The sequence below is a fragment of the Amycolatopsis ultiminotia genome (assembly GCF_039536925.1).
Taxonomy (GTDB): Bacteria; Actinomycetota; Actinomycetes; order Mycobacteriales; family Pseudonocardiaceae; genus Amycolatopsis; species Amycolatopsis ultiminotia.
In genome coordinates, this window is record NZ_BAAAZN010000029.1 from 32268 (window position 1) to 50900 (window position 18633).

15 protein-coding genes and 1 pseudogene are annotated in these 18633 nt (G+C 70.1%); all 16 read left to right on the forward strand.

Going from position 1 to position 18633, the window contains the following annotated elements; genetic code table 11:
• The first annotated feature begins 1160 nt into the window (after positions 1-1160).
• A complete protein-coding gene (locus ABD793_RS39730) occupies positions 1161-1970 on the forward strand; it encodes a CoA transferase subunit A (protein ID WP_344868807.1) in 810 nt (269 codons plus the stop codon).
• Positions 1967-2722, forward strand: coding sequence for a CoA-transferase subunit beta (locus tag ABD793_RS39735; RefSeq protein WP_344868808.1), 756 nt, complete (start codon positions 1967-1969; stop codon positions 2720-2722). The genes ABD793_RS39730 and ABD793_RS39735 overlap by 4 nt, the downstream gene beginning before the upstream one ends.
• Positions 2719-3900, forward strand: a complete 1182-nt coding sequence (locus ABD793_RS39740; protein WP_344868809.1) for a thiolase family protein — start codon at positions 2719-2721, stop codon at positions 3898-3900. Before ABD793_RS39735 ends, ABD793_RS39740 begins: the two co-directional genes overlap by 4 nt.
• 11 nt (positions 3901-3911) lie before the next feature.
• The gene (gene pcaH / locus ABD793_RS39745) at positions 3912-4646 is read left to right on the forward strand and encodes a protocatechuate 3,4-dioxygenase subunit beta (RefSeq protein WP_344868810.1); all 735 of its coding nucleotides are present in this window, start codon (positions 3912-3914) and stop codon (positions 4644-4646) included.
• A complete protein-coding gene (gene pcaG / locus ABD793_RS39750) occupies positions 4643-5194 on the forward strand; it encodes a protocatechuate 3,4-dioxygenase subunit alpha (protein ID WP_344868811.1) in 552 nt (183 codons plus the stop codon). Before pcaH ends, pcaG begins: the two co-directional genes overlap by 4 nt.
• Positions 5195-5221: 27 nt before the next feature.
• Positions 5222-6001, forward strand: a complete 780-nt coding sequence (gene pcaD, locus ABD793_RS39755) for a 3-oxoadipate enol-lactonase (RefSeq protein WP_344868812.1) — start codon at positions 5222-5224, stop codon at positions 5999-6001.
• A complete protein-coding gene (pcaC, locus tag ABD793_RS39760) occupies positions 5998-6399 on the forward strand; it encodes a 4-carboxymuconolactone decarboxylase (RefSeq protein ID WP_344868813.1) in 402 nt (133 codons plus the stop codon). The genes pcaD and pcaC overlap by 4 nt, the downstream gene beginning before the upstream one ends.
• A 10-nt stretch (positions 6400-6409) precedes the next feature.
• Complete coding sequence (locus ABD793_RS39765; RefSeq protein WP_344868814.1) at positions 6410-7216, forward strand: IclR family transcriptional regulator domain-containing protein; 807 nt, start codon at positions 6410-6412, stop codon at positions 7214-7216.
• Complete coding sequence (locus tag ABD793_RS39770; RefSeq protein ID WP_344868815.1) at positions 7209-7805, forward strand: nucleotidyltransferase family protein; 597 nt, start codon at positions 7209-7211, stop codon at positions 7803-7805. The genes ABD793_RS39765 and ABD793_RS39770 overlap by 8 nt, the downstream gene beginning before the upstream one ends.
• Before the next feature lie 591 nt (positions 7806-8396).
• A complete protein-coding gene (locus tag ABD793_RS39775) occupies positions 8397-9275 on the forward strand; it encodes an AAA family ATPase (RefSeq protein WP_344868816.1) in 879 nt (292 codons plus the stop codon).
• A 1048-nt stretch (positions 9276-10323) separates the two neighbouring features.
• Positions 10324-11433 (forward strand): vWA domain-containing protein, encoded by a 1110-nt coding sequence (locus ABD793_RS39780; protein WP_344868817.1) that lies wholly within the window; start codon positions 10324-10326, stop codon positions 11431-11433.
• Complete coding sequence (locus ABD793_RS39785; protein ID WP_344868818.1) at positions 11426-12538, forward strand: XdhC family protein; 1113 nt, start codon at positions 11426-11428, stop codon at positions 12536-12538. Before ABD793_RS39780 ends, ABD793_RS39785 begins: the two co-directional genes overlap by 8 nt.
• A 339-nt stretch (positions 12539-12877) precedes the next feature.
• Positions 12878-13393, forward strand: a complete 516-nt coding sequence (locus ABD793_RS39790) for a (2Fe-2S)-binding protein (protein WP_344868819.1) — start codon at positions 12878-12880, stop codon at positions 13391-13393.
• Positions 13393-15834, forward strand: coding sequence for a xanthine dehydrogenase family protein molybdopterin-binding subunit (locus tag ABD793_RS39795; RefSeq protein ID WP_344868820.1), 2442 nt, complete (start codon positions 13393-13395; stop codon positions 15832-15834). The genes ABD793_RS39790 and ABD793_RS39795 overlap by 1 nt, the downstream gene beginning before the upstream one ends.
• A complete protein-coding gene (locus ABD793_RS39800; RefSeq protein ID WP_344868821.1) occupies positions 15831-16685 on the forward strand; it encodes an FAD binding domain-containing protein in 855 nt (284 codons plus the stop codon). The genes ABD793_RS39795 and ABD793_RS39800 overlap by 4 nt, the downstream gene beginning before the upstream one ends.
• A gap of 477 nt (positions 16686-17162) precedes the next feature.
• Positions 17163-17825: pseudogene (locus ABD793_RS39805) on the forward strand (SRPBCC family protein); the annotation flags it as partial.
• Between the last annotated feature and the right edge of the window lie 808 nt (positions 17826-18633).

Here is an 18633-nt window from a genome sequence, read left to right on the forward strand (position 1 = left end):
GTTGTTGCTGGGGCTGGTTGTGCGTGGTGGTGGTTGGTGGGCGTGGTCGTCGCTGTGGCTGCCTGTGCGCACTTGCGTCAGCACGCGAGTGAGGGCTTTCGCTGAGGCCGGACGTGTGCACTCGGCACGTGAGCAAGGCTTTCACCGAAGCCGGATGAACACACCCGTGCTGGCAGCGCCCACGAACTGCGGCAAACGCCCACACGCGCAACATCGCTCCATGCCGGCAGTCGAGGATTCCGCATCGCGGTATCGCGCCGTCGGATGCCGCGCGGCAGAGCTCCGCCCGCGCCCACCGTGCCGACGCACCTGACCCCCCACACACATACCACCCGGCGATGCCCGATGGGGCCGCTGAATCTCCCGTCCGGTGGTGCCGTCCCACGCCATCAGCCGGATCCCCATGCACTGCGGCACAAGTTCGCACTCTGGCGCCGCTCACCCATGCCTCAGCGGATGAACTAGTCACCGAGCCCAAGCACGCCAGCGGTCGCGAGCCGGGCCCCGAACCGCAGCACCGGCCACGATCCAGGAATTCGGCCGTCGTGTCGCCGCAGATCGCTCTACCGCCCTTCCTCACCGCTCGTGCTCAACCACCTTTCTCGCCTCCCAGATGGCAACCTCCTGGCCCTCCTCGCCGCAGCTCTGATGACGATTACCTCCACAGCGCTCGTTTCCTGCTGGCACAACCCTTCATCCCCAACGACACCCTTGCGAGAGGTCTCCAGCGATACCCGCTACCCGGATCACGCCGGACCACCTCGCCCGATTCGACCCAAGCGACTCCGACCGGGTTCGAGCCAGGCTCCTGCGGCCGACGCAGTGCCCACCCCGGCCAAGGCGGTGCCCGCTCTGGCCAAGGCGCTGCCCGCTCCGGCCGACACGGTGCCCGCTCCGGCTGGGTCAGTGCGGTGACAACCGGACTCGTTCCCTCGTCTCGGCCGGCTCGCGTCGCCACCGCGAGGACCACCGCCCATTCCCTTGCCGTGCCGCCCTTTCTCCTCCTCGATCTCAAGGCCGCAGCACCGCTTCACCTCCGTCCCCCACTCGGTTGCTTCTCCCTTCCCCGCTCCATCCCTGCGTGCTATGTTCTCATGCAGAACGTCTGTGCGCGATACGAACAGACTACCGCAAGCAAGATCCACACGGAAGGGCTCGAGATGGCACGGGTGCTGTCGCTCGGCGAGGCGGTCGCGGAGCTGGTGCACGACGGAGACACCGTCGCGCTCGAGGGGTTCACGCACCTCATCCCGGTCGAGGCCGGGCACGAGATCATCCGGCAGGGCCGCAGGAACCTCACGGTCGTGCGGATGACCCCGGACATCGTCTACGACCAGCTCATCGGCGCGGGCTGCGCGAGCAAGCTGATCTTCTCCTGGGGCGGCAACCCCGGCGTCGGCTCGTTGCACCGGTTCCGCGATGCCGTGCAGCACGCCTGGCCGGTACCGCTGGACATCGAAGAACACAGCCACGCGGGCATGGCCAATCGGTACGTCGCGGGTGCCTCCGGGCTGCCGTTCGCCGTGCTGCGCGGGTACACCGGCACCGATCTGCCCGCGCAGACCGCCACGATCAAACCCATCACCTGCCCGTTCACCGGTGAACAGCTCACCGCCGTGCCCGCGCTGAACCCGGATGTCACGATCGTGCAAGCGCAGCGCGCCGACCGGGCCGGCAACGTGCAGTTGTGGGGGATCGTAGGCGTGCAGAAGGAAGCAGTGCTCGCCGCGAAGCGGTCCCTGGTCACCGTGGAGGAGATCGTCGACGAACTGGAGCCGCGGCCGGGTGCGATCGTGCTGCCCACGTGGGCGGTCACCGCGGTCGCCGAGGTACCGGGCGGCGCAAAACCGTCGTACGCGGCCGGTTACTACGAGCGTGACAACGCCGCGTACCAGACATGGGACCCCATCGGACGGGACCGCGAGGAGTTCACCCGGTGGCTGAACGACCTGACCGGAGTGAAGGCATGAGCGAGTACACCGCGGACGAGATGATGAGCGTGGCCGCCGCCCGCGCGCTCGGCGAGGGCATGTCGTGCTTCGTCGGCATCGGCTTGCCCAGTACCGCTGCCAACCTGGCGCGCCGAACGCACGCACCCAACCTCACACTGATCTACGAGTCGGGCTGCCTCGGTGCGAAACCCACCCGCCTGCCGTTGTCGATCGGCGACGGCGAGCTGGCCGATACCGCCGACGCGGTGGTCAGCGTGCCCGAGGTCTTCAACTACTGGCTCCAGCCGGGCCGCATCGACGTCGGCTTCCTCGGCGCCGCGCAGCTTGACAAGTTCGGCAACATCAACACCACCGTGATCGGCGCCGACTACCACGATCCGAAGGTGCGCCTGCCCGGTGCGGGCGGTGCGCCGGAGATCGCGGCTTCCTGCAAGGAGGTGTTCGTGGTGCTGCGTCAGCACAAGCGGGCGTTCGTGGAAAAAGTCGATTTCGTGACGTCCTTCGGCCACGGTTCCGGTCGCGGCGACCGGGAGCGGCTCGGCCTTCCCGGGGCAGGCCCCACGCTCGTGGTCACCGACCTCGGGTTGCTGCGGCCGGATCCGGAGACCGCCGAGCTGACGCTCACCGAACTGCACCCGGGCATCGAGCTGGGCCAGGTCGTGGACGCCACCGGGTGGACACTGAAGGTGGCGGAAGACCTGAAGTCCACGCCCGCACCCACGGAAAGCGAACTGTCCCTGCTCCGCGCACTGAAGAAGGCCGGCGAATGAGTGACGTCTACCTGTTCGACGCGATCCGCACCCCGTTCGGCCGCCACGGCGGCGCACTCGCGAAGGTACGCCCGGACGACCTGGCGGCCGGGTTGCTGCGCACGCTCGCCGAGCGCAACGACCTCGACCCGGGCACCGTCGACGAGGTGCTGCTCGGCGACGCCAACGGCGCGGGCGAGGACAACCGCAACGTGGCGCGGATGGCAACGCTGCTCGCCGGCTGGCCGACGTCGGTACCCGGGGCGACGATCAACCGGCTGTGCGCGTCCGGGCTCGATGCGGTGGTGCACGCGAGCCGCACGATCCAGGTCGGTGACGCGTCGCTGATCGCCGCAGGCGGGGTCGAGTCGATGAGCCGGGCGCCGCTGGTGATGGCCAAGCCGGACAAGGCTTTCCCGGCCGCCAACCAGACGCTGTACAACTCGGCGCTGGGCTGGCGGATGGTCAACCCGGCAATGCCCGCGGAGTACGTGATCTCCAACGGAGAGGCCACCGAACACCTCGCCGGGCGCTACGGCCTCGGCCGCGAGGAGCAGGACGAGTTCTCGGTGCGCAGCCACCGCAACGCCGCCCGTGCGTGGGACGAAGGCTTCTACGCCGACCACGTGGTGCCGGTCGACGGCGTGGACCTGGCGCGTGACGAGGGCATCCGGCCGGACTCCACGACGGAGAAGCTGGCCAAGCTCAAGCCGGCGTTCCGGGCCGACGGCGGCACGGTCACCGCGGGCAACTCGTCGCCGATCAACGACGGGGCGTCGGTCGTGCTGCTCGGCGACGAAGCGGCCGGTCGACGGCTCGGCCGGGATCCGCTGGCCCGGATCGCGGGACGGGGTGCGGCCGGGGTAGACCCGAACGTCTTCGGCATCGGGCCGGTGCGGGCCGCGGAGATCGCACTCGAACGTGCGGGGATCGGCTGGGGCGACGTCGCGGCGCTCGAGCTCAACGAGGCGTTCGCCGCGCAATCCCTTGCCTGTCTGCGGGATTGGAAGGAACTCGACCCGGAGCTGGTGAATGTCAACGGCGGGGCGATCGCCATCGGGCACCCGCTCGCCGCGTCCGGCGGTCGCATCCTCGGCACGCTCGCCCGGCAGCTGCGCCGCACCGGCGGCCGGTGGGGCGTCGCTGCGATCTGCATCGGCGTAGGGCAGGGGCTCGCGGTCGTGATCGAGAGCCAGTGAGAGGAGCTGTTGTGGCCACCCCGACCCATCTGCGTTTACCGCGTTACCGCAGCGATCCGGACGGTACGCATCCGCCGCTGGACTTCCCCGGTTACCGGTCCACCGCGCTGCGGCACCCGAAGCAGCCGCTGGTTCTGCTGCCGCAGCGGCTCACCGAGGTGACCGGTCCGTTGCTGGGGCCGGGCCGGATCGGCGAGCTGGACAACGACCTGACCCGCGGGCAAGCCGGTGAACCGCAAGGTCAGCGGATCATCGTCACCGGGCGGCTGCTCGACGGCGACGGCAGGCCGATCCGCAATTCCCTCGTGGAGATCTGGCAGGCGAATGCCGGCGGCCGGTACCGGCACATCGGCGACCGCTGGCCGTCACCGATCGACCCGAATTTCGACGGGCTCGGCCGCACCCTCACCGACGACAACGGGCGTTACGAGTTCACCACCATCAAACCCGGCGCCTACCCGTGGAAGAACCACGACAACGCGTGGCGCCCGGCGCACATCCACTTCTCCGTGTTCGGCTCGGCGTTCACCCAGCGGCTGGTCACGCAGATGTACTTCCCGGACGATCCGCTGTTCTCCCAGGATCCGATCTTCACCTCGATCCCGGACGAGAAGGCGCGGGAGCGGATGATCTCCCGGTTCGACCTCGAGCGCACCGAGCCGGAATGGGCGCTGGCCTTCCAGTTCGACATCGTGGTGCGCGGGCGCGAGCAATCGGTATTCGAGGACGAGGAGGACGACGAGTGAAGTGGGGGAGCACGCCTTCGCAGACCGTCGGGCCGTACCTTTCCTTGGGGCTGCCGTGGGAGGACGGGCCGTTCGTCGTGCCGGAGGGCACCGAAGGCGCGGTGTGGATCCGCGGCGTGGTCTACGACGGTGCCGGTGACCCGGTGCCGGACGCGTTGATCGAGACCTGGCAGGCGGATCCGGACGGCGGCTTCGACCACCCGGACGACCCGCGCGGACACGGTGGCCCGGAATTCCGCGGCTTCGGCCGGTGTCCCACCGACGGTGCCGGCGCGTACCGGATCTGCACCGTGCTTCCCGGTGCGGTGCCCGCGGAGAACGGTGCGCTGCAGGCGCCGCACCTCGACGTGTCCGTGTTCGCCCGCGGGTTGCTGCACCGCGTCGTCACCCGGATCTACTTCGAGGACCAGGACAACTCCGGGGACGCGGTGCTGGCGAGCGTGCCGGAGGACCGGCGGGAGACGTTGCTGGCGCGCAGGACCGACGAGGGCTACCGGTTCGACGTCCATCTGCAGGGCGAAGGGGAGACAGTCTTCTTCGCGGTCTGATCGAGAGTCCACAGTGGAGGTTCGAAGGTGAGCAGTGTCCGGGTGCACCGGGTCGTCGACGGCCCGGAGACCGGTCCGGTGGTGGTGCTCTCCACCTCGATCGGCAGCGATCACCGGATGTGGGAACCGCAGGTCGCCCCCTTGGTCGAGCGCGGGTTCCGGGTCGTGCGGTACGACACGCGCGGCCACGGCGCCTCGCCGGTTCCGGCCGGTCCCTACGAGCTGGCCGATCTGGGTGGCGACGTGCTGGCGCTGCTCGACGACCTCGGCGTGCGGCGGGCGCACTTCGCCGGGCTGTCACTCGGCGGGATGACCGGGATGTGGCTCGGCGTGCACGCCGCGGAGCGACTGGCGAGCCTTACGCTGTGCTGCACATCGGCACGGCTCGGGCCACCGGGGATGTGGGCGGAGCGGGCGCGTCTCGTGCGTGCCGAAGGGCCGGGAGCGGTTGCGGAGGCCGGTGTCGGGCGCTGGCTCACCGCCGGTTACGCCCACTCGCATCCGGATCGGGTCGCGTTCCTGCGCGACATGATCGCCGGGCAGTCTGCCGAGGGCTATGCCTCGTGCTGTACCGCGATCGAGCGGATGGACCTGCTCGGCGACCTCCCGAAGATCACCGTGCCCACGGTGGTGATCGCGGGCGCCGACGATCCCTCGACCCCGGCCGAACCACACGGCAGGCACATTGCCGAGGGCATCCCGGGTGCCCGGCTCGAGGTGGTCGCGTCCGCGGCGCACCTCGGCAGTTACGAACAGCCGGGCGAGTTCACCCGGTTGATCCTCGAGCGGATCACGGAGGACGAATGAGCGGAGACCGGCACGATGCGGGGATGCGAGTCCGCCGCGAGGTACTGGGCGACGAGCACGTGGACCGCGCGACGGCACGGGCCACCGAGTTCAGCAGGCCGTTCCAGGAGTACATCACCGAGGCGGCGTGGGGTTCGGTGTGGACGCGTGACGGGCTGGACCGGCGTACTCGCAGCTGTATCACGCTGGCCACGCTGACCGCCTTGCACTGCCAGGAGGAGCTGGCCATGCACGTCCGCGCGGCCGTTCGCAACGGACTGACCGCGGACGAGATCGGGGAGGTGCTCCTGCACACCGGGGTGTACGCAGGCGTGCCGGCCGCCAATGCGGCCTTCGCGATCGCCCAGCGCACCCTTGCCGACCTGGGAGAAAGCACGGCCCAGCCACCGGCCGGATAAGGTTCGCGGCATGGAATCCGACGATCCGGCCGAGCACGGCGCGCACCACGTGCAGTCGCTGAAGCGCGGGCTGGCGGTGATCAAGGCCTTCAGCGCCGAGTCACCGCACCTCACGCTCAGCGAGGTCGCGCGCGTCACCGGGCTGACCCGGGCGGCGGCGCGGCGGTTCCTGCTCACGCTCGTCGACCTCGGCTACGTGCGCACCGACGGCAAGTACTTCTCGCTGACCGCGCGGGTGCTGGAACTGGGCTACGCGTTCCTGTCCAGCCTGACTCTCGCCGAGGTCGCGCAACCGCACCTGGAACGACTTTCCGCACAGGTGCAGGAATCCAGCTCGGTGTCGGTGCTGGAGATCCCGGACGTCGTCTACGTCGCGCGGGTCGCGGTGTCGCGGATCATGACGGTGAGCATCAACGTCGGCACCCGGTTCCCGGCCCACGCCACGTCGATGGGGCACGTGCTGCTGGCCGACATGAGCCCGGCCGAACTGGAGGCCTTCCTCGTCGTCACCGACTTCGAACGGCTCACTGCGCACACCCTGACCGACCGCGCTTCGCTGAAGGCGGAGCTTGCCGTCGTCGCCGAGCAGGGCTGGGCCATGGTCGACCAGGAACTCGAAGAAGGACTCCGCTCGGTCGCCGCCCCGATCCGTGGCCGCAACGGTCGCGTCGTGGCTGCGGCGAACATTTCCACACACGCCAGCCGCACGTCCGCGGAAACCGCGCGGGCCGAACTCGTCCCGCCGCTGCTGGCCACCGCCGCCGCCATCTCCGACGATCTGCGGCTGACCACTTCTTCGCGGGCCGCACATGGCTGACCGGGTCGCCGGCCTGCTGCTGGCCGCCGGCGCCGGCCGACGGTTCGGCCGGCCGAAAGCGCTCGTCGAACTCGACGGCGAAGCTCTGGTCCAGCGTGCCGTTCGCACACTCACCGAGGCCGGTTGCGATCCGGTGCGGGTCGTCGTCGGGGCGGCCGCGGATGAGGTCCGCCGCTTGCTGCCGGACCGGATCGAAGCCGTCGAGGCGACGGAGTGGCAGGACGGGATGGGGGAATCGCTCAAAGCGGGCCTGCGGCACCTGATCGAGCGCGAGACCCGTGCGTCGGCGGTGCTGGTACATCTGGTCGACTTGCCGTGGGTTCCACCGGCCGCGCTTCGCCGGGTACTGGCCGAGGCAGGGGAGACCGTCGTGGCCCGGGGCGCGTACGACGGAGTGCCCGGACACCCGGTGCTCTTCGGCAGGCGATGGTGGCCGGAGATCGCCGACGCGGCAACCGGAGACCGCGGCGCCCGCGACTGGCTCAAACCCCGCACGGACGTCCGCCTCGTCGAATGCGGCGACCTTGGCAACGGCCACGACGTCGACCGCCCGGGAGACCTGCAACGACCGGACCCGCCCGGCGAATGAGACACCGGGCCGGATTCGGCACGCGGGCGGGGACGGATGTGCTTGCCGCTCGTGGCAGCCGGAGGTCGACGGGCTCTTCTTGGGGTTGCAAGTGGGAGCTTGAGGCGGTTCCAGAGGCCGTGAGACGGCTTCAGGGGCGTAAAGGGCCTTGTTCAGGGTGCGTGAGGGGCGCTGTGGGAGCTCCTGGGGGCATGGATGGCTGAGTGGTGGATGCTTGTCTTTGCTGAGCCGTGAGCCGTGAGCCGTGAGCCGTGAGCCGTGAGCCGTGAGCCGTGAGCCGTGAGCCGTGAGCCGTGAGCCGTGAGCCGTGAGCCGGGTGGTTGGGGTGTGGGCCGGTGGGGCTTCTTGTTGGGTTGTGGATTGGTCGTTTGGGGCGTGGGTGGTGAGTTGGTGGTAGTCCTTGTTGCTGAGCTGTGGGCGTTGCTGAGCTGTGGGCTGCCTGGCGGGGCTGAGTGGTGCACCAACGGGCCGGGTTGGTCGGTGAGGTGGTCCGGCAGGTCCGGCGGATCGGGCGTTGAAACCGCGGGCAACTCGGTGTTGCCGGGGGCGTGAGGCGGCGGGCGGGGCCCGTCCGGTCCTACGATCGGCCTTGTGACCGAGCTTCCTGCCTCGCCCGAGGATCTGACTGCCGCGCTTGCGGACACCGGTTATCTCGCTGACGAAGGACTGGCTACGGCCGGGTTCCTGGCGTTGCGGATGCGCCGGCCGTTGTTCTGTGAGGGGGAACCGGGCACCGGCAAGACGTCGTTGGCACTCGCGCTCGCGCAGGCGCTCGGGTTGCCGCTTGTCCGGCTGCAGTGCCACGAGGGCATCGATGCCGCGCAAGCGTTGTACGAATGGGATTTCCCGCGTCAGCTGCTCCACCTGCGTGCGCTCGAAGCGGCCGAGGGCGGACGGCTGGACGCCGACACCGCGGAGCAGTCGCTCTACACCGAGCGGTTCCTGCTCGCGCGGCCGTTGCTGCAGGCGCTCACCAGCGCACCGTGCGTACTGCTGGTGGACGAGATCGACCGGTCCGACGACGAGTTCGAGGCGTTCCTCCTGCAGCTGCTCGACGAATACACGGTCACCATTCCCGAATTCGGCGAAATCCGCGCGGAAGCACCACCGCTGGTGGTGCTCACCTCGAATCGCACGCGCGAGGTCCACGACGCGCTGAAACGTCGTTGCCTCTATCACTGGCTGGAACATCCCGACCTGGCTCGCGAAGTGCGGATTCTGCGCCGCAGGATCCCGGAGGTCAGCGAATCGCTCGCCCAGCAGGTCGCCGAGGCGGTGCACCGGCTCCGGGACCTGGAACTGCTGAAACCGCCCGGCACCGCCGAATCGCTCGACTGGGCGCGGGCGTTGCTCACCTTGGACCGGGACGAACTGGACGCGGAGACGGCCGCCCGCACACTCGGCGCGGTCCTGAAATACAGCGAAGACCTCGACCGCGTGCGAGCGAAACTGGACGCTCTTTTCTCCTGACCGGCCATCCCGGCCCGGACGTTCCCGGCCGGTGAACGGTGCGGATGCGAGACCAGCAGGACGCTCGGCCCGCCGAGCCGCTCACTCCGGTGGCGGTCGTTGGGCGTCGCGGCTCCGCGAAGCCGGCCGCCCGGTGTGACTCGGCGGGGGTGGCGGATCGACCGAGGTCCGTCCGGGCAGACGTAGCCGACGCGGGCGGGGTCGTGAAGGGTGGTCCGGCGGCCGCCGGTCGCGGGCTTGCCGGGGTGAACCGGGCTGGCGGGTGAGGTCGGCGGGCCGCGGTGTGCCGGCGTGCGGTGGTCTGGCGGCTCGGTTCGTCACGTATCCACTGGGCTGGTTCGACGGGCGGCGCAGGCGGTCACGGCATGCCCGGTGAGCTTCGGTCCGGCGGGTGCGGCCGAAATCGGAACGGTGCGCCGCGCCGGGAGTCATCCGGGCAGAACAGGGGCGAACGCTGGGCGGGTGCCCGAGGTCGGACCGGCGCACCGGTGGAGGCCGGTGGCGACTTTGGGTCGATGGGGTTGGGTGCGGTGGGGCTGGTGCCTGGGTGGGGTTGGTGGTGACGTGGGTCGATGAGGTGCGTGAGGTGGGGCCGGTGTCGCCATGGGGGTTGGTCGCGACGTGGGCCGGCGGGGTTGGGTGCGGTGGGGCTGGTGCCCTCGGTGGGGGTTGGTGGTGACGTGGGTCGATGAGGTGCGTGAGGTGGGGCTGGTGCCCCGGTGGCGACCTGGGGCGACCGGGTTGCGTGAGGTTGGGGCGGCCACTCGGGCCCGGGGCCGTCCGCTGTGGAAAACGCGTTGACCTGGGTGGTCGGGTTCGGTCATGCTGGTTGCACCATCACACAAGATCATCGCCGGGCGTCTCCGTCGGGTACTTCCCGGTCTTCCACCTGCGCTTCCGTCGGCACCTTCACCGGTGCACGCCCTCCGCGCCCACCTGGCATGGCCGGGTCCGGTCGCGGCGGAGGGCTCTGGTCCGCGCCGCCGTCCCGATGCCGGGGCGGCGGCGCGGTACCGCCTGGAGTGCACACCAGGGACACAATGGGTATATGGACACCGAACGGGCCGATCCGCTCGTGGGGTTCGCCGGGTTCGCGGCGGCGCTGCGCGAGGCCGGTGTGGCCTGTGACGCGCGGCGGGTGCAGGCGTACCTTGCGGCCGTCGGTGAGGTCGACCTCGCGCAGCCGACACAGGTGTACTGGGCCGGGCGGCTCACCCTGTGCTCGGATCCCGACGACCTCCCGCGCTACGAAGAGGCGTTCGCGCGGTGGTTTTCCGTCGACGATCGTCCGGGCACGCCGTCCGGGGCGCCCGTGCACAAGCGTGCGCGGATCGCCCCGCTCGACTCCGGTGGCGACGGTGCGGCAGCGAGCGAAGAAGACCGCCTGCGCGTCGCAGCGAGCGACCACGAAGTCCTGCGTCACCGCGATCTCGCCGAGTTGAGCAAAGCCGAGCGCGAGCATCTGCGAGAGCTTCTCGCCACCCTGCGTCCGGTGCTGCCGCGGCGCCGTGCGGCCCGTCGGGTGCCTGTGCACCGCGGGAGGCTGGACGCGTCCCGCACGTTGCGCGCGATGCTCGCCGACGGTGGCGAACCCGCGCGGCTCGCCTACCACCGCCGTGGCACCCGACCACGACGCGTCGTGCTGCTGATCGACGTTTCCGGCTCAATGAGCCCGTATGCCGACGCGTTGCTGCGCTTCGCCCACGTGCTCACGCGGTCGGCGCCGATGTCGGTCGAGGTGTTCACGCTGGGTACGCGGATGACCCGGGTTTCGCGGCAGCTGCGTCAGCGCGATCCGGAACAAGCCATGCTCGCGGCCGGCACCGCGGTGCCCGATTTCGCCGGCGGCACCCGCCTTGGCGAGACGCTGCGAGTGTTCCTCGACCGCTGGGGACAACGCGGAATCGCGCGTCGCGCGGTGGTCACCGTGTTCTCCGACGGCTGGGAGCGAGGCGACGTCAGCCTGCTGTCCGATCAGCTCGGCAGACTGCGCCGGCTTGCGCACGCCGTACTCTGGGTCAATCCGCATGCAGGAAGGGAGGGCTACGCGCCGGTCCAATCCGGAATCGTCGCCGCCCTTCCGCACATCGACCGGTTGCTCGCCGGGCACAGCCTGGCGACGTTGGAACGACTGCTCGGGGAGATAGCCGATGCGTGACGTATTGGACGATGTTTACCGCCGCTGGCAGTCGGGGGAGACCGTCGGCCTCGGCACTGTGGTGGCCACGTTCTCGTCGGCGCCCCGCGCACCAGGGGCGTCGATGGCGGTGGCGCCGGACGGCACGGTGGTCGGCAGCGTGTCCGGCGGTTGCGTCGAAGGCGCGGTGTACGAGCTGGCGCAGGAAGTGGTCGGCGAGCGCAAACCGGTGCTGCAGCGCTACGGCGTGACCGACGACGACGCGTTCGCGGTCGGCCTGACCTGTGGCGGGATCATCGACATCTTCGTGGAGCCGGTGGACCGCGAATCGATGCCGGAGCTGGGCCAGGTGGTCGAGTCGGTGCGGGCGGGCGAACCGGTCGCGGTGGTCACCGTCATCGACCACGAAAAGCCGGGGCTGGTCGGCGAGCGGCTGGTCGTGTGGCCGGACCGGGTCGAGGGCTCGCTCGGTTCGTCGCGGATGGACGACGCGGTTTCCGACGACGCACGGGGCCTGCTCGCGGCAGGGCGAACCGGCACGCTGCACTATGGTCCGGACGGTCAGCGCCGTGGTGAGGGCATGGCGGTGTTCGTGAACTCGTTCGAACCGCCGCCGCGGCTGCTCGTGTTCGGCGCGATCGACTTCGCCGCCGCGATGGCCCGCATGGGCGCTTATCTCGGCTACCAGGTGACGGTGTGCGACGCTCGCCCGGTATTCGCCACCAGCAGCCGGTTCCCGGAGGCGCACGAGGTCGTGGTCGACTGGCCGCACCGCTACCTCAAGTCCGAGGCCGACGCGGGCCGGATCGACGCGCGGACCGCGATCGCGGTGCTCACCCACGATCCGAAGTTCGACGTGCCGCTGCTGGAAGTGGCGCTGCGGCTGGACGTCGGCTACGTCGGCGCGATGGGTTCGCGCAAGACGCACGACGACCGGTTCGCCCGGCTGCGCGAGGCAGGCATCACCGAGTCCGAATTGGAACAGTTGTCGTCACCGATCGGCCTTGACCTGGGTGCGCGTACTCCGGAGGAGACCGCGGTGTCGATCGCGGCGGAGATCATCTCGCTGCGCTGGCGCGGAACCGGGCGCCGACTGGCCGCACTGAGCGGCCGCATCCACAGCTGACCCGGTGCCCGGCGATCGGACGGTGACCGCCGGGGAAACCGCACCGGCACAGGGAAAACCTCGGTGAGTCGTCGACCGGATCACCTACCGGCACGGGAAATGCGGACGCAGCGCGGCGGAAAAATCACCCGTACGGAGTGCCGCATCTGCGGTTCGTTTTCCGGGGTATGCGTGCAAATGCGGAACTGTGCCCGCGCCGTGCGACATCAGGACTTGTCCACGTGCGAAAGGAGTAGCAGGCTCGGCTGTGAGGCCGATCACCGTCGTGCCTTGGCCGTTCCCGAACCGGCCCGCCGGCCCCGCCCCGGGCAGGCGGGCATTCGCACCTGGAGGCCTTTGATGCGCATCACCGTCACCGTCGACGGCACGAAATACACCGACGACGTCGAGCCGCGCACCCTGCTCGTTCACTACTTACGGGAACGGGTCGGGAAAGTGGGCACCGTCGTCGGCTGCGACACCAGCAACTGCGGCGCCTGCACCGTGCACCTGGACGGGCACAGCGTGAAATCCTGTTCCGTTCTCGCCGTACAGGCCGACGGCTGCGAGGTCACCACCATCGAGGGCCTCGCCCGCGACGGCAGGCTGCACCCCGTCCAGCAGGCCTTCCACGACAACCACGCCCTGCAGTGCGGATTCTGCACGCCCGGCATGATCATGCAGTCGATCGACCTGCTCGCGGACAATCCGGATCCGGACGAGCAGGCCGTGCGCGAAGGGCTCGAGGGCAACCTCTGCCGCTGCACCGGCTACCAGAACATCGTGCGTGCGGTGCGGGACGCGGCCCAGCAGATGAGTCCCGGCGCCGGTCCCGAGGCCGAACAGATCAAGCACGTCGGTGTGGGTGGTGAATGATGACCGCCACGATCGAACCCGAGGTCGGCAAGTCCCGTCGCCGCAAGGAAGACGAACGGCTGATCACCGGCCGCACGCGCTGGACCGACAACATCGTGCTGCCCGGCATGCTGCACCTGGCCGTGCTCCGCAGCCCGCTGGCGCACGCGAAGATCACCTCCCTCGACACGAGTGCGGCGAAGGAATCGCCGGGGGTACTCGCCGTCTACACCGCCGCGGACCTCGATCCCGACGGCAGCATCGGCATGCCGTGCGCATGGCCGGTCACCCCGGACATGGCCGCGCCGCGGCGTCCGGTGCTGGCCGCCGACCGGGTCAACTTCGCCGGTGAGGGCGTGGCCGTCGTGGTCGCGCGGTCCGCGGCCGAGGCACACGACGCGCTCGAGGCGATCGAGGTCGACTACGACGAACTGCCTGCGGTGCTGGACATGGAGGCCGCGCTCGCCGACGGCGCGCCGCTCGTGCACGAGGAACTGGGCAGCAACAAGAACGCCCTCTGGGTGTTCGATTCGGCCGAGGCAGGCACCGGGAGCAACGTCGAGGACGCCGTCTCCTCCTCGGAGATCGTGCTCAAACGGCGGTTCCGCCAGCAGCGGCTGGTGCCCGCGTTCATGGAGCCACGTGCGTGCGTGGTCGATCCGACCGGTGCGCAGATCACCATGTGGGCGGCCACCCAAGTACCGCACATCCTGCGGGTGATGTCGGCGCTCACGCTCGGTCTGCCGGAGCACAAGCTGCGCGTGATCGCCCCGGACGTCGGCGGTGGCTTCGGCGGCAAGATCGGCGTGCTGCCCGAGGAGATGATGGCGCTGCTCGTGGCGAACAAACTCGGGAAACCGGTGAAGTGGAACGAATCCCGGTCCGAGACGATGCTCGCCGCGCACCACGGCCGCGATCAGATCCAGGACCTCACGATCTCCGCGGACGCCGACGGCACGATCACCGGGCTCAAGGTCGAACTGCTGGCGAACCTGGGCGCCTACAACGGTCTGGTCGGTCCGGGCGTGCCGATCCTCGGCGCGTTCATGTTCAACGCCATCTACAAGATCCCGGCCTACCACTTCGCCTGCACCAACGTGTTCACCACGACCACGCTGACCGACGCCTACCGCGGCGCCGGCCGTCCGGAGGCGACGTTCGCGATCGAGCGGATCATCGACGAACTCGCCGACGAACTGGGCATGGACCCGCTGGAACTGCGGGAGAAGAACTGGATCAAGCACGAGGAGTTCCCGTTCACCACGGTGGCGGGGCTGACCTACGACTCGGGCAACTACGAGGCCGCCACGGAGAAGGCCAAGGAGCTGTTCGGCTACGACGCACTGCGTCGCGAGCAGGCGCAGCGCCGCGAGGCGAACGATCCGGTGCAGCTGGGCATCGGGATCTCCACGTTCACCGAGATGTGCGGCCTCGCACCGTCGCGGGTGCTCGGTTCGCTCGACTACGCCGCCGGTGGCTGGGAGTACGCGTCGCTGCGGGTGCTGCCCACCGGCAAGGTGGAGGTCACCACCGGTGCTTCGGCGCACGGCCAGGGCCACGAGACGGCGTGGAGCCAGATCGTGGCCGATCAACTGGGTGTGCCGTTCGACGACGTCGAAGTGCTGCACGGGGACACCCAGTCGTCGCACAAGGGCATGGACACCTACGGTTCGCGGTCGCTGGTGGTCGGCGGCATCGCCGTCGTCAAGGCGGCGGAGAAGGTGGTCGCGAAGGCGAAACCGGTGGCCGCGCACCTGCTGGAGTGTTCGGAGGACGATCTCGAGTTCGCCGGTGGGAAGTTCACCGTGCGGGGCACGGATTCGTCCACCACGATCCAGGACATCGCGTTCTCCGTGTTCAGCGCGCACGATCTGCCGGACGGGATGGAACCCTCGCTCGACTCCGACGCCACCTTCGATCCGGAGAACTTCTCCTTCCCGCACGGTACGCACCTGTGCGCGACCGAAGTGGACACCGAGACCGGCCGGGTCAAGCTGCGTTCCTACGTGTGCGTGGACGACGTGGGATCCGTGGTCAACCCGCTGATCGTGGAGGGCCAGGTGCACGGCGGGCTCGCACAGGGCATCGCGCAAGCCCTGTTCGAGGAGGCCGTGCACGACGAGAGCGGCACGCTCACCACCGGCACCTTCGCCGACTACCTGCTGCCCTCCGCGGCCGACCTGCCGTCGTTCACCACGGCGCGCACCGAAACGCCGTCGACCACGAACCCGTTGGGCGCCAAGGGCGTGGGAGAGGCGGGGACGATCGCGTCCACGCCGGCGGTGGTCAACGCCGTGATCGACGCGGTGCGGCACTTCGGGGTGAACGACATCGAAATGCCGCTCACGCCGATGCGGGTGTGGCACGCGGTGCGGTACGGCACCACGTTCCACACCCGGGGAGCCGGCAGTGAGGCCGGCGGCGGCCTCGGTTCGATCGACGCCTCCGGAGGTGTGCAGTGATCCCGGCTCCGTTCGACTACGTCGCGCCGTCCAGCGTGGACGAAGCTGTGCAAGCGCTCGCTGCGGCGGGCGAGGACGCCAAGGTGCTGGCAGGCGGGCAGAGTCTGTTGCCGGTGCTGCGGATGCGGCTCGCCGCACCGTCCACGGTGGTTGATCTCGGGAAGGTCGCCGAACTGCGTGGTGTGCGCGAGGACGGCGACGCGCTCGTAGTGGGTGCGATGACCACGCACTACGAGGTGCAGCGTGATTCGCTGATCGCCGAGCATGCGGCTTTGGTGAAGGAGGCGACCGACACGGTCGCGGATCCGCAGGTGCGCCACCGCGGCACGTTCGGCGGCGCAATCGCCCACGCCGATCCGGCGGGTGACCTGCTGGCTCCGGTGCTGGCACTTGACGGCGAGCTGGTCGTGGCTGGCCCCGGCGGCAGGCGGACGGTGCGCGCGGCGGAGTTCTTCCAGGACTACTTCACCACCGCGCTGGCACCGGACGAGCTGCTCGTCGAGGTGCGCCTGCCCAAGCACACCGGCTGGCGGGCGCACTACGAGAAGTTCAACCGGGTTGCGCAGGCCTGGTCGATGTGCGCGGTGGCGGCCACCGTGCGCACCGAGGGCGGCGTGATCGAGGAGGCCCGGATCGCGCTCACCAACATGGGTGCCACTCCGGTCCGGGCGACGGCCGTGGAACAGGCGCTGCTCGGGGCACGGGCGAGCGCGGAAACGATCCGCGCGGCCGCCGCGCACGCGGCCGAGGGCACCAACCCGGCCGCGGACGGCAATTCCGACGTCGAATACCGGCAGCACCTCGCACGGGTGCTCACCGGCCGGGCGATCACCGCGGCGGTCGGCGGCTGATCCTCCGGGCCGGTCCGGTTCGGCTCGATCCGGCTTGGGTGTGACTCGGTTCGGCCGGGTGCGGCTTGGTGTGGCCTGGTCCGGCCCGGTCCGGTCCGGTTTGGTTTGGTTTGGCGCGGCTCGGCCTGGCGCGGCTCGGCTCGGCCTGGCGCGGCTCGGTCCGGTTCGGCCGGGTTTGGTTTGGCTCGGCTCGGTCCGGTTTGGTCGGGTTCGGTGTGGCCGGTCCGTTTTGGCTCGGCTCGGCCCTGTCCGGGGTCCGGTCCGGCTTGGTGTGGCTCGGCCCGGCCTGACCCGGTTCGGTCCGACCCGGCTCGTGGTGGCTTTGGCTCGTCCTGGTCGGTTGCGGTCTGGTGTGGCCGGGCAGGCTGTGGTCCGGTGGTTCGGTCCGGGAGGGGTTCGCGTGCGGCGCCTCCCGGACCGGCGCGCCGTATGGTGGAGCGCAACGGCTCGACGTAGCGCAGGAGAGGAGGTCGGCCCGTGCGGCTCGACCACGAATTCACCGTCCCTGCTTCCCTCGATGAGGTCTGGCAGGCCGTCATCGACCCGGAGCGCGTTGCCCCGTGCATGCCGGGTGCCGCGCTCACGAAGGTGGAGGGCGATTCCTTCGCCGGTACGGTGAAGGTCAAGCTGGGGCCGATCTCGTTGCTGTACAAGGGAAACGGCGAGTTCCTGGAGAAGGACGAGGCGGCGCGGAAGGTCGTCATCAAGGCGTCCGGCAAGGATTCGCGCGGAGCAGGCACCGCGGCCGCGACGGTCACCCTCACCCTGACCGAACACGACGGCGGCGGTACGCACGGCGCGGTCGCCACGGACCTGTCCATCACCGGCCGCCCAGCCCAGTTCGGCCGCGGGATGATCTCCGAGGTGGGCGGCAAGATCCTGGACACGTTCGCGGGAAACCTGGCCCGCTCACTGGCCACGCCGCCCACCGAGGACGCCGCGGCCACCGCCGGCGCGAAGGAAGCAGAACGCCCCGCCGCCGGAACCGGCGAGCCGACCACGACCGGCGCGGCAGGCGCGACGGGGAAACCGGCCTCGGCAGGGCAGCCTGACACAGCAGCAAAACCGGGCGGGTCTGGTGGTGCTGATGCGGCTGGCAAGTCTGGTGGGGCTGGTGGTGCGGACGCGGCTGGCAAGTCTGGTGGGGCTGGTCGTGCTGACGCGGCTGGCAAGTCTGGTGGGGCTGGTGGCGCGGACGCGGCCGGGAAGTCTGGTGGGGCTGGTCGTGCTGACGCGGCTGGCAAGTCTGGCGGGGCGGGGAAGGCTGGCGTAACTGGCGGTGCCGGTGCGGCTCGAGGAGCCGGTGTGGCCGACGAGTCTGGTGGGGCGGGCCGGCCTGGCGAGGCCGGGGAATCCGGTGGGGTTGGCGTTGCCGGTGGGGCTACCGGTGTTGGTGCGGCTGCTGCTGTCGGCGGTGCGGCTGCTGCCGCTGCGAAGGACGCTCAGTCCGGTGGTTCCGAGAAGGCCGCCGGTTCCGCCGAGGGCGCGGAGAAGCCTCGTTTGCGCAGTGTCCCGGCCGGCGGTTCGACCGGTGAGGCGGAGCCGATCGACCTGCTCGACTACGCGGGTCAGTCCGTGGCCAAACGGCTGATCCCGGTCGCCGCGGGAGCGGTGGTGCTGGTGGTGATCCTGGCGATCGTACGGACCCTGCGACGCCGCTGATCCCCGCGCGGCCGCGGATCCGGTACGCCGAAGGCCTGGTGCCGGGGCGCCGGATGTGGCGCCATCGGTCCGTGCTGCCGTGCTGCCGTGCTGCCGTGCTGCCGTGCTGCCGTGCTGCCGTGCTGCCGTGCTGCCGTGCTGCCGTGCTGCCGTGCTGGCGTGCTGGCGTGCTGGCGTGCTGGCGTGCTGGCGTGCTGGCGTGCTGGCGTGCTGGCGTGCTGGCGTGCTGGCGTGCTGGCGTGCTGGCGTGCTGGCGTGCTGGCGTGCTGGCGTGCTGGCGTGCTGG